Genomic DNA, 15,889 nt, shown 5'->3' on the forward strand with positions numbered 1-15,889 from the left:
TCAACCCGGAGGGCCGGGCGCTTTTGCCTCAGGGGTGCGTCGAACGGCTTAGCCGTGTCCCCGACACGGCCTGCGCCATTCTCCTTCCCCTGAGGCAAAATCGCCCGGCGCAGGCGGTTCCGTCCTAAAACATCCCGCTCTAGCATGGCGGCGCGGAAAAGTCGTCATTGCGCCGCCGGGCGCCGTCTCTCTGTCAAAAAGGGTTTTCAGGCGAAAAAAACTCGTCTAACAGGAGCGCTTGTGTGGGACCGCGACCGCGGCCCCGGACCGCGCGCGCCCCTCTTGGCGCCGGAACGCCGGTCCTCGGGCCGGCGCGCGGCCTTTTTTGTATGCGGCCCAGCGCCGCCCGGGCCGCGCCCGGAACAACGACAAACCGGGCGCGAGCCCGCATAACTAAAGAGCAGCCATGCCGAAACGGACAGACATCCAGACGATCATGATCATCGGCGCGGGGCCGATCGTCATCGGGCAGGCCTGCGAATTCGACTATTCCGGCACCCAGGCCTGCAAGGCCCTGAAGGCCGAAGGGTACCGGATCGTGTTGGTCAACTCCAATCCGGCGACCATCATGACCGATCCGGATCTCGCGGATCGCACCTATGTCGAGCCGATCACCCCAGAAATCTGCGCGCGCATCATCGAGAAGGAGCGCTACGCCGTTCCCGGCGGTTTCGCTTTGCTGCCGACCATGGGCGGCCAGACCGCGCTCAACGCGGCGCTGTCGCTCAAGAAAATGGGCGTTCTGGAAAAATTCGACGTCGAGCTGATCGGCGCCACGGCGGAAGCCATCGACAAGGCCGAGGATCGCGAGCTTTTCCGCGAGGCCATGACCAAGATCGGCCTGGACACGCCGCGCTCCCACCACATCAAGACCCTGACCCAGGCGCTTGTGGCGCTGGACGACATCGGCCTGCCCGCCATCATCCGCCCGTCCTTCACCCTGGGCGGCACCGGCGGCGGCATCGCCTACAACAAGGCCGAGTTCATCGACATTGTCGAGCGCGGCATCGACGCCTCCCCCACCAACGAAGTTCTGATCGAAGAGAGCGTGTTGGGGTGGAAGGAATATGAGATGGAGGTGGTCCGCGACAAGGCGGACAACTGCATCATCATCTGCTCCATCGAGAACCTCGACCCGATGGGGGTTCATACCGGCGATTCCATCACCGTCGCCCCCGCGCTGACCCTCACAGATAAAGAATACCAGATCATGCGCGACGCCTCGCTGGCGGTTTTGCGCGAGATCGGCGTGGAGACCGGCGGCTCCAACGTGCAGTTCGCCATTAATCCGGCCAATGGCCGGATGATCGTCATCGAAATGAACCCGCGCGTGTCGCGTTCTTCGGCGCTGGCGTCGAAAGCCACCGGCTTCCCGATCGCCAAGGTCGCGGCGAAGCTTGCGGTTGGCTATACGCTCGACGAAATCGCCAACGACATTACCGGCGGCGCCACCCCGGCCTCGTTCGAGCCGACCATCGATTATGTGGTCACCAAAATCCCGCGTTTCGCCTTCGAAAAATTCCCCGGCGCCGAGCCGGTGCTGACCACGGCGATGAAATCCGTGGGCGAGGCCATGGCCATCGGCCGCACCTTTGCCGAATCCCTGCAAAAGGCGCTACGTTCGCTGGAAACCGGCCTGTCCGGCCTCGACGAGTTCGAGGTGGACGGGATCGGCCGCGGCGACGACATGAATGTTTTGCGCGCGGCTTTGGGCACCCCGACGCCCGACCGCATCCTGGTGATCGGCCAGGCCCTGCGCATGGGCATGAGCCAGCAGGACGTGCATGAAGCCTGCAAGGTCGATCCGTGGTTTCTGGCGCGGATCGGCGAAATCATCGCGCTGGAAAAGAAGGTCAAAACCTACGGTCTGCCCAAGGACGCCGCGAATTTCCGCGCGCTCAAGGCTGCAGGTTTCTCCGACCTGCGTCTCGCCTCGCTCACCGGCAAGAACGAGGCCGATATCGCCGCCTACAGGCGCGAGCTCGGCGTGCGCCCGGTCTATAAGCGCATCGACACCTGCGCGGCCGAGTTCTTCTCGCCCACGGCTTACATGTACTCGACCTATGAGGCCCCGTTCGCCGGCGCGCCGGCTTGCGAGGCCCGGCCGAGCGACCGCAAAAAGGTGGTCATTCTCGGCGGCGGTCCCAACCGCATCGGCCAGGGCATCGAGTTCGACTATTGCTGCTGTCACGCCTGCTTTGCCCTCAGCGACGCCGGCTATGAAACCATCATGATCAATTGCAATCCGGAGACGGTGTCGACCGACTACGACACGTCGGATCGCCTCTATTTCGAGCCGCTGACCCGCGAGGACGTGCTCGAAATCCTCGCCAAGGAAAAGGAAAACGGGACGCTGGTCGGCGTGATCGTGCAGTTCGGCGGCCAGACGCCGCTGAAACTCGCCAAGGCCTTGGAAGACGCCGACATCCCGATTTTGGGAACCTCCGTCGATTCCATTGATCTCGCCGAGGATCGCGACCTGTTCAAGCGCCTGCTGGACAAGCTGGGCCTGAAACAGCCCAAAAACGGCATCGCCTATTCCGTGGAACAGGCGCGCATCGTCGCCGGCGACCTCGGCCTGCCTCTGGTGGTGCGCCCGTCCTATGTGCTCGGCGGCCGCGCCATGGCCATCCTGCGCGACCAAAGCGATCTCGACGATTACCTGCTCGGCACCCTGCCGGGCCTGGTCCCCTCCGACGTCAAGGCGCGCTATCCCAACGACAAGACCGGCCAGATCAATACGGTTCTCGGCAAAAACCCGCTGCTGTTCGACCGTTATCTGGTCGACGCCGTGGAAGTGGACGTGGACTGCCTGTGTGACGGCAAAGAGGTGTTCGTCGCCGGCGTGATGGAGCACATCGAGGAAGCCGGCATTCACTCCGGCGATTCCGCCTGTTCGCTGCCGCCGCGTTCGCTGCCGCCCGAAATGATCGCCCGGCTCGAGGAGCAGACCAAAAAACTCGCGCTGGCGCTGAACGTCGGCGGGTTGATGAACGTGCAATATGCGCTGAAGGACGGCGAGATCTATGTGCTCGAAGTCAATCCGCGCGCCTCGCGCACCGTGCCCTTCGTGGCAAAAGTGATCGGCCAGCCCATCGCCAAGATCGCCTCGCGGATCATGGCCGGCGAGAGCCTCGGCGGGTTCGGCCTAAAACCCTGGAAGGGCGGGCATGTCGGCGTGAAGGAGGCGGTGTTCCCCTTCGCCCGCTTCCCCGGCGTCGACACGGTCCTGGGACCGGAAATGCGCTCGACCGGCGAAGTGATCGGCCTCGACCGCTCCTTCGACGTCGCCTTCGCCAAGAGCCAGCTCGGCGCCGGCGCCAAAGTGCCGACCTCAGGCGCGCTGTTCGTCTCGGTGCGCGAGACCGACAAGCATCGCGTGCTCGATGCGGTCAAGCTGCTGGCGAGCCTGGGCTTCAAGGTGCTGGCGACCGGCGGCACCGCCCGTTTCCTGAAGGAACAGGGCATTGCGGCGGAGCGCATCAACAAAGTGTCGGAAGGCCGGCCGCATGTGGTCGACGCCATCAAGAACGGCGGCGTGCAGCTGGTGTTCAACACCACGGAGGGCGCGCAGGCTCTGGCGGATTCGCGCTCGCTGCGCCGCGCCGCCCTGCTGCACAAGGCGCCCTATTACACCACGCTGGCGGGCGCGCTCGCCGCGGCCGAGGGCGTGCGCGCCTACCGCGCCGGCGATTTGGAAGTGCGGGCGCTGCAAGACTATTTCGACTGACCACGGCCGGTTTGCGCGCGCCGGATCGCGCGCGCAAACCGGGTCGGGAGCCCATTGATGGACCTCAAGAGAAATTTCGGTCTCGATCTTGTCAGGGCGACGGCGATCTCCTTCGTCCTGATCTGCCATTACACCATGTTTTACGCCTGGGCTTTTCAATACCAGGCGTCCTATGCGGTGACCACCGTCGGCTTTATCGGCGTCGGCCTGTTCTTCCCGCTGTCCGGCTTCCTGCTTGGCCGCATCATTTTTGCGATTTTCGATCGAAATCCCGATCTCAATCAAATCCTTCGGTTCTACGTCCGCCGGTGGATGCGCACGGTTCCCGCCTATCTCATCGTGCTCATCGCCACCTACGAAGCCATCCACTTCGTCGGATACAACAAGGTTCACCTGCTGAAATATGTCTTCTTCGTCCAGAATTTCCTGACGCCCTACCAGGGCGTCTTCTTCGGCGTGTCCTGGTCGCTTGCTGTCGAAGAATGGTTTTATGTCCTGTTTCCGGCAGTCCTTTACGTCTTGTATCTGCTAAAAGTCAGGAACGCTGCGCTCTACGCGATTCTGCTGTTTCTGATCGCGCCGGCTGTCGCGCGCTATCTTGTCCTCGACCATGCGGCCGTCAAAGGCTTGGCGAGCGGCGGCTACGATCCGTTCTGGGACAGCGCGATCCGCAAGCAGGTTCCGCTCCAGCTTGATTCCATCGTCTATGGCGTGCTCGCCGCCTATCTCACCCGCTTCCGCGCCCTTGGGCGACGGGCCGTCGTCCTCATCGGCGCTGTTGGCGTCGCCCTGCTCGTGTTCTCCTGGTACGGCGTCGTCCACGACCTGTTCGCCAGCAGCCGGCTCTGGGTGTCCAACGGTCCGTTCCTGACCTGCTCGATCGGCGCGGCGCTGACCGTGGTGGCGCTGTCGCGGCTTCAGACCGCCTCGGGTGTTTGGGCGTCGGGCGTCCGGGTGGTCAGCCTGCACGCCTACACGCTCTATCTCGTGCACTGCCAATGTTTCGACATCATGGGGGCCATTGCGACCAAGAACGGGCTGCCCACCTCCATCACGCTGCTTGCGATCCCGCTGACGGCCTTGAGCGCCTTCGCGCTGACCCGATTTGTCGAACAGCCGATCATGCGCCTGCGTCCCGCGCAATTCCGCTCTCCCAAGGATTTTGACGCGACAGCCTCGCGTCTCGCGCGCGAGTGAAAGGCGCGGGTTTGCCGCGCCTGCGAACGCGATTGACCTGAAGCGCCGACTGTACGATCATGACTGCCCCTTTTTGTGCAAGTCCGACGCGCCCCTTCGGGCGCGTTGCGCATTTTAACCCGGCGGCCCGAGATCCGGACCGCCTCGAATGAAAGACGTAAGGATGGAAAAGCTGCCCATGACCGCCGCCGGCTTCGCTGCGCTGGAAGCGGAATTGAAGCATCGCCAGCAGGTGGAGCGTCCGCGCATCGTCGAAGCCATCTCCGAGGCGCGCTCCCATGGCGACCTGTCCGAAAACGCCGAATATCACGCGGCCAAGGAATCGCAGTCGCTGAACGAAGGCCGGATCGCGGAGCTCGAGGACAAGATCGCCCGCGCCGACGTCATCGACGTCAGCAAACTGTCCGGCAACAGCGTCAAGTTTGGCGCCACCCTCACGCTGATCGACGAAGACACCGAGGAAGAGAAGCGCTACCAGATCGTCGGCGACACCGAGGCCGACGTCAAATTGGGCCGAATCTCGATTTCGTCGCCGATCTCGCGGGCGCTGATCGGCAAGAAGGTCGGCGACACCGTCGAGGTCAACACGCCCGGCGGCGGCAAGAGCTACGAAATCCTCAAGGTGGAATTCATCTGAAGCCCCAGGTCGCCTGACGCTCCGCGGAGCGTTTCTACCCCCGCATCGACCACAAGGCGTCGCGCGACCAGCGGACGCCCCTGAAGAGCCCGTTCAGCCGAACGGGCTCTGATCGTTTGCGCCCACTGGCCTTCGCGCGGCTCTGGCGCCGCTTCGCGCCAAACGCTGCGCACCAAGGCGCGACTCACCGCCCGGCGGCGCTTCTCGGCGCGGCCCGGCGGATTCGGGACCGTACCGGATTCGGAGCGACGTAACACAGTCCAGAAACACCCCATAACACGCGATTAACAGACCAGAAAAAGGCAAACACCCCGAAACTCAGGCGTTTGCCGACGCTCGCGCGTGAGTCGCAATCCGTGACACAAAATTGCGCGCGGCGCGCTTCACACCGTCAATCCCAAGGTTGCAGTGCGACTCACGCAACGCTTATGCGGTATCTATATGATTTTAAAGTCGCTTCAACTTTCGCTACGCAAGCCGCGCCGAAAGTCCGGCGCGACGCCCGCACAGGCCTAGGTTGTACCCGGTTGCGGACGCCAAGGGGCGCCACTGAAACGCGACACCCCTGGGTTCCCAGGGATTTTTCTCATCTTCAATGTTATATCGCGACCGCGCGTCTCGACATTGCCGACAGAAAATTGCTGCTTCAGGTTGTATTGCCAATAGTGTGATCAGATCGAACAGCAATTGGCCAGATCGTCGCCAGAGCGCGCACCCCAATCCCGTACGTATTTTCGCTGGGTTTTCGGCCGCAGCATCGGGACCTCCGCGCTACCATACTGATTTACAGTACTTTTCATCAGGCCATAGCGCCCCCCGCCTGTATCGCCGCCGTCCGCCGGCGCCCTTTCAGCGCGAGATCGTCACTTGAGGGACAAATTTGGGCTGGAAAAACGGCGGACCCGATGTTACGAAACGTAAAGGTTACTCAGTGGGAACGACTAAACGCTCTGTAACCGTTATGAGTTCCGGTAGACAGTTGGAGGCTATTTTGGCGCAGGCGACGCAAGAGCAGGAGACGGCGATCACGGTACACCGTGGGTTGTTTCTTTTGCGTTACGCAACCGGCGCCGCCAACGGTCGTTCTCCCTTCGCCGTCGTACGCCCGGCGCCCGCGAGCGCGCCTTTCATCGAAGTCATTTCCCCTCCCGGCGTCGTCGCCGGGTTTCTTTCGGCTCCTGGCGACTTCGCCATCGTGCGCGCCGAGCAGAGCGGCAATCTCATCGTCAAGATCGTTGCGCAGGTGCCCGGCGATCCCCTCGAAGCCTCGTTGCGCATGGAGCCGCTCTCCAGCGTCGAGAAAACCGCGCCCGCCGCGGCGGCCGTGGCGCCGACCCAGCAGGGCGCGCCCGCCATTCCGGCGCAGCCAGCCATTTTCGCGCAGCCCACCATTCTCGCGCACGTCTCTCGGCTGGGAGACGTCGAAGTCGCGATGGGCGCCTGGATCGCCGGCCCGGATGCGCCGGCGCCGATCGAAGGTCTGGAAGTGCGGGGCGCGCTGCCGGGGGGCGTCGCCATCGAACTTCAGCCGCTTCTGGCCACCAATCCCCCGCGCTGGATGGATTGGTCCGGTCCCGGAGGCTTCGTCGGCACGAGGCGGCGCGCGCTGCCCCTGGCCGGATTGCGGCTTCGCCTGACCGGCGCGTCCGCGGAGAATTTTGAAATCGCCGCCAGCGGCTTGTTCCTCGGGTCTCCCGTGCAGAACCGCCGCGGCCGCGAACTGGAGTTTGTCAGCCCGGCCGGCGTCGATCCGCTGGTCGGGCTGCAAGTCGAATTGGTCTCGGCTTCCGTAGTGGGCGTCGGGGCGAATGAGCGGACTTTGGCGGAGTCTTCGCCCGAGTCCAAATTGAAGGTTTTCCGCGCCATGGCGAGCGCCTGAGCGGAAATTTTGCACTCTTGATTACAACAGGCGGGGGCGGCTGTGACTTTTACGTACAATCTCCACAAAACGGCTATTGAGGCGTTGCTTAACGCGAACGTCGGCTCATCGACGGCTGCGGCGGTCGAGCAGGCCTTGAACGTCGCCAATCTGGGAAATGGCACGATCCTGACGACTTACGTCGACCAGGACGCGCCGCATTCCTTCCCCTCGAATCTGCCGGGCTTCACCGATTTCACCACCAGCGGCCAATTGTTCGTCGCCAATGCGGCCCCGCAGAGCCAGATCATCGACGGTCAGCTGGTGATCGACCCCACGCCTCAGATCAACGTGACGGACAGCGCCGGCGGCAATTTCTTCGCCACCGGCAACAACGCGGATGTGCTGAACATCACCAATCTGTCGACCAATGTGGACAAGGTTTGGGGCAGCGGCACGGGCGAAACGATCAGCCTGACCGGCGTGTTCGTGGCCAGCGGCACCGACGGCAACGCCAGCGGTCATTCCACGATCATCGGCGGCTCGGACTCGGTCACGCATTTCCACAACACGCTGTGGGGCGGCGCGGGTTCGGACGTGCTGTGGGGCGGCGGCCTGAGCGCGATTCACGCCGGCAACGGCGCCGCGCAGACCCTCAACGGCGGCCGTTGGGCCAATGCGGCGGACACGCTCTACACCGCGTCCGGCAATGACACCGTCAACACCTGGAACGGCAACGACGTCATCTACGGCTGGAACAACGACGGTACCGGCACGCACTGGCAGGACGGCAAGAACACGATCAACACCGGCTCCGGCAGCGACACGATCTACTCCGGCCAGAACACCAACATCTATGGCGTCGGCATCGGCGACACCCAGCATTCCGGCAGGGGTGTGACGGAAGTCTATGGCGCCACGGTCGGGGGTGCGTCCTCCACCATCGTCACGGGCCAGAACGACTTCTACATCGGTCTGGACGCCGGCAACGCCTCGATCCAGGGCGGCACGGGACGTTTGTTCGTCTGGAACGGCTCGGGCAGCGACACGATCAAGCTCGGCTCCGGCAGCGACACGATCAACCTCACCAACACCGGCAGCTCCAGCATCGTCGGCGGCACGGGTCAGGACACGGTCAACTACTGGAGCAGCGCGTCGAACGCGACCGTGCTCGGCGGCTCCAACACGACGGTCAACGTCGTGGATCAGGCGGCCTCCATCAGCGGCGTCACCCACAACGATGGCACCACCACCTTCACGTTCGGCTCCGGCAGCAGCGCGCACTCGCTCACCGTCGACAACAAGGTGCACATCACCTGGGGCCATGCGGCGGATCTCACCAGCTTCAAAGACTTCAAGGGCTGATCCCCGCCTTCGAACACAAGGACGCCGCGCGGATTCCGCGCGGCGTTTTCTTTTGCCTCGGCCGGGGTTAACCTTGGCCCGCAGGCGCGCTATCTTTCGCGCGCAAATTGCATGATCAAGGGTTGCAAGGCTCGTCGTCTGGGGCCTCGCGAGAAGAGCGGTATGCAGATCTTATTTATTCATAACAATTTCCCCGCCCAGTTCCGGGGTTTGGCGGGCGAACTGGCGCAATCTCCAGACAATCGCGTCGTCGCCATCGGCTGCGAGACCGCGCAGGAGCTCCCCGGCGTGGAGCTGCTGCGCTACCGGATGCCGTTCTTCCACGTCGCCCAGACCCACCCCTTCGCCCGCCGCCTCGACATTGAGGGACGCCGCGCGACCGAGGTCCTGTTCGCGCTGAGCGAGCTGCGCGCCAGCGGTTTCGTTCCCGACCTGATCGTCGGCCATTGCGGCTGGGGCGAGACCCTGCCGGTGCGCGCCTGCTTCCCCGAGGCGAAAATCGCGATCTATTGCGAATTCTATTATCGCCCGGAGGGACAGGACGTCCATTTCGACCCCGAAGACCCCCAGTTCGGCGTCGACGGCCTGATCACGCTGCATTGCAAGAACGCCTCGACCCTGCTGTCCCTGGTGGAGGCCGATCTCGGCCTTTCCCCGACGCAATGGCAGAAGCAGACCTATCCGAAGGAATTCCATTCCAAGATCCAGGTCGTGCACGAGGGCGTCGACGGCGAGCGCCTGCGGCCGGACCCGAATGCGCGGTTCGAACTGCCGGGCGGCCGCGTGCTGCATCGCGGCGACGAGATCGTCACCTTCATCGCCCGCAATCTCGAACCGATGCGCGGCTATCATATTTTCATGCGCGCCCTGCCCGAGATTCTCGCGGCGCGGCCCAACGCCCAGGTCGTCCTCATCGGCGGCGACGACGTGTCCTATGGCGCGGCGCCGGAGGCGGGCAAGAGCTGGAAGTCGATCTATCTCGACGAGGTCGCCGACCGGCTCGACCTGTCGCGCGTGCACTTCCTGCCGCAACAGCCCTACGACCGTTTCGTCCAATTGCTGCAGACCACGACGGTCCACGTCTATCTCACCTTCCCCTTCGTGCTGTCATGGTCGATGGTCGAGGCGATGGCGCTCGGCTGCGTCATCGTCGGCTCCGAAACCGCCCCGGTGCGGGAGGTGATCGCCGACGGCGTCAACGGGCTGCTGACGCCGTTCCACGATCCCGCCGCTTTGGCCGAAAAGGTGACGCGCATTCTCGCCAGCCCCGGCGATTACGCCGCCCTCGGCGCCGCCGCGCGCGAGACGGCGCTGTCGCGCTACGACCGCAAGGACTGCCTGCGCGAGGCACGGCGCATTCTCGGCCTGGCGCCGCCGGCCGCCCCCGCTCCGCCTGCGCCGGCGGCGGCGCCGGAACGGCCCGCATTCATCGTTCGGCGCAGCCGCGGCGCCCCGGACGCCACTCCAGCGGCAGAGGACGCCGAATGACCGAAACCAAGAAAATCATCCTGAACGCCGGCTCCGGCGCCCGTATGGCGGGACGCCTCCCGGCCATTTTCAACGAGCAGGAGTGGACGGAGGTTCGTCTCGACATTTCGCCCGCCAATGAGCCCGACATCGTCGGCTCCATCGTCGACATGCGCGCGCAGGTCGGCGACGCTGCCGTGGATGTGCTCTACTCCTCCCACGCGATCGAGCATCTTTACGCGCATGAGGTGATCCCCGCCTTCCGGGAATTCCGCCGGGTGCTCAAGCCGGGCGGCGTCGCCATCGTCACCTGCCCGAGCCTGCTGGCCATTTGCCGCTTCATCCTCGCCGAGGGCGCCGAGGCGATCGCCTACGACTCGCCCGCCGGCGCGATCCGCCCGATCGACATGCTCTATGGCCACAGCGAATTCATCGCCAATGGCGCGACCGCCATGGCCCATCGCACCGGTTTCACCGGGCAGCGGCTGGGCCGGGTGGCGATGAACGCCGGCTTTTCCGAGGTCCGCGTGATCGAAGGCGGATGTTTCGACATCTGGGGCCTGCTGCTCACCCCCGAAACCTCCTGGGACTGGCTGAAGCAATTGTTGACCGGCTCGCCGCTGGAGCCGCTGCTGACGTTGGACCAGGCGGCCAAGGCGCAAGAAGCGGCGCGCGCCGCTGAAGAACCGGCGCAGCCCAATCCGGCGTGATCGCGCCTCGATTCCATGACCGCGCGCGCCACGCGGAAGCGCTGGCCCTGCGGGCGGCGGAGCATATGCGGCGCGGCGATTTCGCCGGCGCCTTCCGTTTCGCCGACCGCCTGTGCCGCGTCGCCTCCGTGACCGCGCTCGATCTCCTGCTGCGCTCGGAAGCGGCGCGCGGCGCCGGTCTCGAGGACCGCGCCGCCGCCGATCTCGCCCGCGCGCTCGACCTCGACCCGACCCAGCGCACCGTGCTGCAATTCGCGCTGCAATGGGGCGCGGAGGCGGACAAGCAGGCGGCGGCGCGCGCTTTGATCGACGATCCCGCCGCCCATCCCGAACTGTTGCGGCGCGCCGTGGCGGCGCTGGTCTCGGGCGGCGCCGAGGCCGTTCTGATGCTGCGCCCGGTGGGCGCGCGCCTGGCGGGCTGGGCGGCGTTTCGCACGGGAGCCACGCCCGATCTGCTGGAAACGCGCGACGAAACAACGGCGTCCCGTCTCACGGCGGACCCGCAGCATTTCCTGCGCCAGGACGGCGTCGAGGCGGTCCATCTGAACCTCGACCCCGCCGGTCTGCGCGGCGTCCGCGTGAGGCAGGGCGAGCGCGAGCTCGCTTCCTGGTCGGCGCCGCCTGTGGCGCCGCCGCTGCCACGGGCGCCGCAAACGGCGAAATTGTGGATCATCGTTCCCGTCTACGAGGATCTCAAGGCGACCCGCGCCTGCCTCAACGCCGCCATGGCCCAGCTCGACGCCGACATGCGGCTGGTCGTCATCGACGACGCCAGCCCGAATCCGGCGCTGCGCGGCTGGCTCGACGTGGCCGCGGCCTCGGGCCGGCTGGAGCTGATCCGCAACCCGCAAAATCTCGGCTTCGCCGCCTCGGTCAATCGCGCGCTGGAGATTTGCCGGGGCGGCGACGTGATCCTGCTCAACGCCGACGCCCTGCCCCCGCCCGGCGCTTTCGCCCGCCTCGCCGAACTGGCGCGCTCCGCGCCCGACATTGGCGCGCTGACGCCGCTGTCCAACAATGGCGAGACCTGCAGCTTTCCCGCGCCCAATGCCGCGAGCCCCCTTCCAGAGGCCGAGGAGATCGCGCGGCTCGACGCTTTGGCGCGCCAGGCCAATGGCGACCTGCTGATCGACCTGCCCAACGGCATCGGCTTCTGCCTCTACATCACCCGCGCCTGCCTCGACGCGACCGGCCCGCTGCCGGAGATTTACGGACGCGGCTATTACGAGGATGTGGAATTCTGTCTCAAGGCCCGCGAACGCGGTTTCCGGACCGTCTGCGCCGCGGGCGTCTATGTCGGCCATGCCGGCTCGCTGTCGTTCGGCGCGGAAAAGCGCGCGCTGGTGATGCGCAACATGAGCCTGCTGAAGACTCGCTTCCCGGATCACGAGGCGGAATGCGCCGCCTTCCTGCGCGCCGATCCGTTGCGCCCGGCGCGGGCCAAGATCGAGCGGCTGGACACGCCGCGCCGCCCGTTCCGCCTGATCGTCGCGGCTTTGGGCGCCTGCGCCGGGGAGGCGCAGTCTTTTGCGCAGGCGATCGAAGCCGAGGGCGAGGCCCCCCTGCTCTGCCTCTACGACCCCATCGCCCAAAAGGCGCAGCTGCGTGCGCAAGGCTGCGCGCCGAACTCGCTGGACTTCGACCTGAGCGCGCCGCTTGGCCTCAATGCGCTGGGCAAATGGCTGTTTCGTCTGCGCCTGTCGGGAATCACCCTGTTCTATTCCACGGGGCTGCCGGAAGCTCTGGTCGAAATGCTGCCGGGGCTGGGCGAGGTCGAGCTGGCGATCGCGGGAATCGCGCTGTTTTCGCCACCCGCGCGGTCCGATATCTGCGCGGCGCCGGAGGGCGCCCAACCCTGTTCGTCCTGCGCCGGCGCCTTCACCGCCTCCGAGGCGATGGCGGCGCGGATGCGGGCCTGGCGGTTCGCCGCCGGCAGCAGCGCCACGCTGCGGCCGCTCGACCGCATGAGCGCCCATGTCGCCGGGCGTCTGTTTCCTCAGGCGCGCATCCTGCCGCCGCCGGATGTTTCCCACGAGATTGCCGTTTCGCCAGGAGGGCGCACGCTCGGCGTGCTGTCGCCGCAGCCCTGCGCCGAGGCCGACGCGCTCGTGCTCGCTTTGGCCCATGCGCTGCGTCGGCGCGGCGATCCCGCCGACATTGTCGTGTTCGGCGCCTGCCTCGACGATTTCGCCGTGATGGCGCCCGGCAATGTGCTGGTCTCCGGCCCGGTGGAGGAGGCCGAACGCGCGCCGCTGGTCCAGGCCTATGGCGTCACCGAACTGATGTCCGGCTCGCGCGCCTTTGGCCACGGGATCGACGCGCTGGCGGCGGCCTGCGGCCTGCCGCGCGCCGGATTCGACTGGTCCTCGGGCGCGCTGCCGTTCGGCGCGCAGGAGCTGGCGCTCGATCCGCGCCTGTGCGACCGCAAGACGGCCGAGATCGTCGCCGATTGGCTGGCGGCGCGCCGGGCATTTGACAGGGGCGCCGCCCCGAGAGACCAAGGCGCATGAGCGACCAAATCCTTTCAGCCACTCTTTTTCTGTCCGGCGCGCAGGTCGTCGGCCACGCCTTCGACCCGGAAAACCCGTTTCGGCGGCTGGTGGTCGAACTGCTGCTGGACGGACAACCGGCCGGGCTCGCGCGCGCGGAATTTTTCGACCCGGAGCTCGCGCAGAAAAGTCAGGGCGACGGCTGCCACGGTTTTGTCATCACGCCGCCGCCGGGCGCGCTGGCGCAGGCGAAAACTTTGGAACTGCGGCTCGCCAACACAGGGACCGTACTGGCCCGGCTCGACGCGCCGCTGGCCGCGGCGGAAAAGCCGGGCGCGCGCGGCGAGGCGCGCTGGCTCGGCGGCCTTCGCCTCAATGGCTGGCTGGCCGAAGGCGTCACTGAAGGGTCCGCACGCGCCCTGATCGACGGCAAGGTGGTGGCGCAGGCGCGCGCTGCGGGCTGGGCGCATCTCGACGACGGCGCCGCGCCGCGCCCGCGCCGCAGCTTCGACCTGTACCTGCCGGAAACATTCGCCGACGGCCGCGCCCATCGGGCGCAGGTGATCGACGACAATGGCCAGGAGTTTTCGGGCAGCCCGGTGTTCTTCGTCGCCTTCGCCGACGGCCTCGCCCGCTTCGTCCGCGGCCGCGCCGAACTGGAATCGGAGCGCCTGCGCGCCGAATTTTTCGACGAAGTCCTGCCGCAGGCGCTGCCGTTTTCCGCCATCGGCGACTGGAAGCAACGCTTTGCGCCTGAGCCGCCCCCCGCGCGAAAAGACCCGGTCGCCGTGGTGCTGATCGGCGAGGCGGGCGCGCAGGACAGTCTGGCGACGCTGGAGGCGCAGCAGGGCTGCGACTGGCTCGCCGCCGTGCTAGACGCGCGCGAGCCCGCCCGTTTCGACCCCGCCAGCCTCAGCCTGTTCCTCGACCAGGACGCCGGCGCCTGCGACGCCATCGTCTTCGCCCTGGGCGGAACCCTGTTCGAGCCCGCCGCGCTCGGCGTGCTGGCGCAGGCGCTGGAAGAATTCCCCTCTTCCCCCTGGGCCTATGCGGATTTCACCCTCACCGCCGCGGACGGCGCGGAATGGCCGGTGGCCCACGCCGCCTTCGATTATGAACGGCTGCTCGAACAGGGCGCGGGGGCGCTGTTGTTCGCCGCACGCCGCGAATTTTTGCGCGCAGCTTTGGCGGCTGGAGCGGACTCTCTGTTCCGCATCTGCACCTTCGCCTTCGACCGGCGCCGCGCGCGCGGTCCGCGCCAGTCGGTTCCCGTCGCCGACGCGCCGGTTCATGTTCCCGGATTCCTGGCGCGCCTGCCGCGCTTCGACGCCCGCGCCATGACGCCGGCGCTGATGCAGGCCGTCAAAGACCATTTCGACGCGCGGCGGGCGCCGTCGCGCATCGACGCCGCCGCCGGCCTGTCCTTCCCGCGCCTGCGGCTGACCCGCCAGCCCGCGCCGGGAAAAGTCTCGATCCTCATTCCCACCCGCGACCGCGTCGATCTGCTGAAGCCTTGCATAGACTCGCTGTTCGCCACCGCCGATCTCGGGGCTCATGAAATCATCGTGCTCGACAATGAGTCGAGCGCGCCGGAAACCCTGAGCTATTTCGAGACGCTGTCGGCGCGGGGCCTGCGCATCTTCCGCGTCGGCGGCGCCTTCAATTTCTCCCGCATCATCAATGCCGGCGCCGCCGTGGCCTCAGGCCAATATCTGCTGCTGCTCAACAATGACATCGAGGCGCTGCACAAGGGCTGGCTGGAGGAGATGCTCGGCCGCATCGTCGAGCCCGATGTCGGCGCGGTCGGCGCGCATCTGTTGTGGCCGAGCGGCGTGGTGCAGCACGCCGGGGTCACGCTCGGGCCGCGTCTGGCCGCCTCGCACGCCTTCAACGACCGCATCGACGGCGACCCCGGCTATGCCGACCTGCTGCTCGCCGCCCATGAATGCAGCGCGGCGACCGCCGCCTGCCTGCTCACGGAGAAACGGCTGTTCGACGCCGCCGGCGGCTTCGACGCCTTGAATTTTCCGGTCAATTTCAACGATGTCGATTATTGCCTGAAATTGCGCGCGCAGGGCTTGAGGGTGGTGCAGACGCCGCATGCGCGACTGCTGCATCGCGAATCCGCCTCGCGCGGCCGGGACGAGGCGCCGGACAAGGCGCGGCGGATGCAGCGCGAATTGCGCAATCTGCGCGCCGCCTGGGGCGAGGCTCTGGTCGCCGATCCCGGCTACAGCCCACTGCTGTCGCTCGATCCCGTTCCCTGGAGCGCGCTGGCCTGGCCGCCGCGCCGCCGCGGCCCGCGCCAGCCCGGCTTCCCCAGCCGCAGCGCCGTCCCGCCCGGCTTCTAAGCTACTGCTTCTGCGGCGTTTTGCGGCGCAGTTGACGCTATTCATCTTCTATTCAGCCAGAGAAAGGCCACTATGGCGCCATCAT

Annotated in this window: 9 protein-coding genes; all 9 read left to right on the forward strand. The window is 66.2% G+C overall.

What is annotated here, in order from left to right:
- Positions 1 to 406 precede the first annotated feature (406 nt).
- The 9 genes from carB to M2320_RS21855 all read left to right on the forward strand — a co-directional run bounded on the left by carB (position 407) and on the right by M2320_RS21855 (position 15,804).
- Entirely contained in the window at positions 407 to 3,730 is a 3,324-nt protein-coding gene (gene carB, locus M2320_RS21815) for a carbamoyl-phosphate synthase large subunit (protein WP_264599095.1), read from the forward strand.
- A gap of 57 nt (positions 3,731 to 3,787) precedes the next feature.
- A complete protein-coding gene (locus tag M2320_RS21820; RefSeq protein ID WP_264599096.1) occupies positions 3,788 to 4,927 on the forward strand; it encodes an acyltransferase family protein in 1,140 nt (379 codons plus the stop codon).
- Between the two features lie 163 nt (positions 4,928 to 5,090).
- Positions 5,091 to 5,564, forward strand: coding sequence for a transcription elongation factor GreA (greA, locus tag M2320_RS21825; protein WP_184428596.1), 474 nt, complete (start codon positions 5,091 to 5,093; stop codon positions 5,562 to 5,564).
- Positions 5,565 to 6,555: 991 nt separating this feature from the next.
- The gene (locus M2320_RS21830; RefSeq protein ID WP_264599097.1) at positions 6,556 to 7,443 is read left to right on the forward strand and encodes a hypothetical protein; all 888 of its coding nucleotides are present in this window, start codon (positions 6,556 to 6,558) and stop codon (positions 7,441 to 7,443) included.
- Positions 7,444 to 7,578: 135 nt separating this feature from the next.
- Positions 7,579 to 8,787, forward strand: coding sequence for a hypothetical protein (locus M2320_RS21835; protein WP_264599098.1), 1,209 nt, complete (start codon positions 7,579 to 7,581; stop codon positions 8,785 to 8,787).
- Between the two features lie 162 nt (positions 8,788 to 8,949).
- Entirely contained in the window at positions 8,950 to 10,275 is a 1,326-nt protein-coding gene (locus M2320_RS21840) for a glycosyltransferase (RefSeq protein ID WP_264599099.1), read from the forward strand.
- Positions 10,272 to 10,964, forward strand: coding sequence for a class I SAM-dependent methyltransferase (locus M2320_RS21845; RefSeq protein ID WP_264599100.1), 693 nt, complete (start codon positions 10,272 to 10,274; stop codon positions 10,962 to 10,964). The genes M2320_RS21840 and M2320_RS21845 overlap by 4 nt, the downstream gene beginning before the upstream one ends.
- Entirely contained in the window at positions 10,961 to 13,474 is a 2,514-nt protein-coding gene (locus M2320_RS21850; protein ID WP_264599101.1) for a glycosyltransferase family 2 protein, read from the forward strand. The genes M2320_RS21845 and M2320_RS21850 overlap by 4 nt, the downstream gene beginning before the upstream one ends.
- Entirely contained in the window at positions 13,471 to 15,804 is a 2,334-nt protein-coding gene (locus M2320_RS21855) for a glycosyltransferase family 2 protein (protein WP_264599102.1), read from the forward strand. The genes M2320_RS21850 and M2320_RS21855 overlap by 4 nt, the downstream gene beginning before the upstream one ends.
- The last annotated feature ends 85 nt before the right edge of the window (positions 15,805 to 15,889 follow it).

The organism is Rhodoblastus acidophilus (assembly GCF_025961575.1).
Taxonomy (GTDB): Bacteria; Pseudomonadota; Alphaproteobacteria; order Rhizobiales; family Beijerinckiaceae; genus Rhodoblastus; species Rhodoblastus acidophilus_C.

Coding starts and splice junctions, on each gene's coding strand:
- carB (WP_264599095.1), top strand. CDS start 407: ATGCCGAAACGGACAGACATCCAGACGATCATGATCATCGGCGCGGGG.
- M2320_RS21820 (WP_264599096.1), top strand. CDS start 3,788: ATGGACCTCAAGAGAAATTTCGGTCTCGATCTTGTCAGGGCGACGGCG.
- greA (WP_184428596.1), top strand. CDS start 5,091: ATGGAAAAGCTGCCCATGACCGCCGCCGGCTTCGCTGCGCTGGAAGCG.
- M2320_RS21840 (WP_264599099.1), top strand. CDS start 8,950: ATGCAGATCTTATTTATTCATAACAATTTCCCCGCCCAGTTCCGGGGT.
- M2320_RS21845 (WP_264599100.1), top strand. CDS start 10,272: ATGACCGAAACCAAGAAAATCATCCTGAACGCCGGCTCCGGCGCCCGT.
- M2320_RS21855 (WP_264599102.1), top strand. CDS start 13,471: ATGAGCGACCAAATCCTTTCAGCCACTCTTTTTCTGTCCGGCGCGCAG.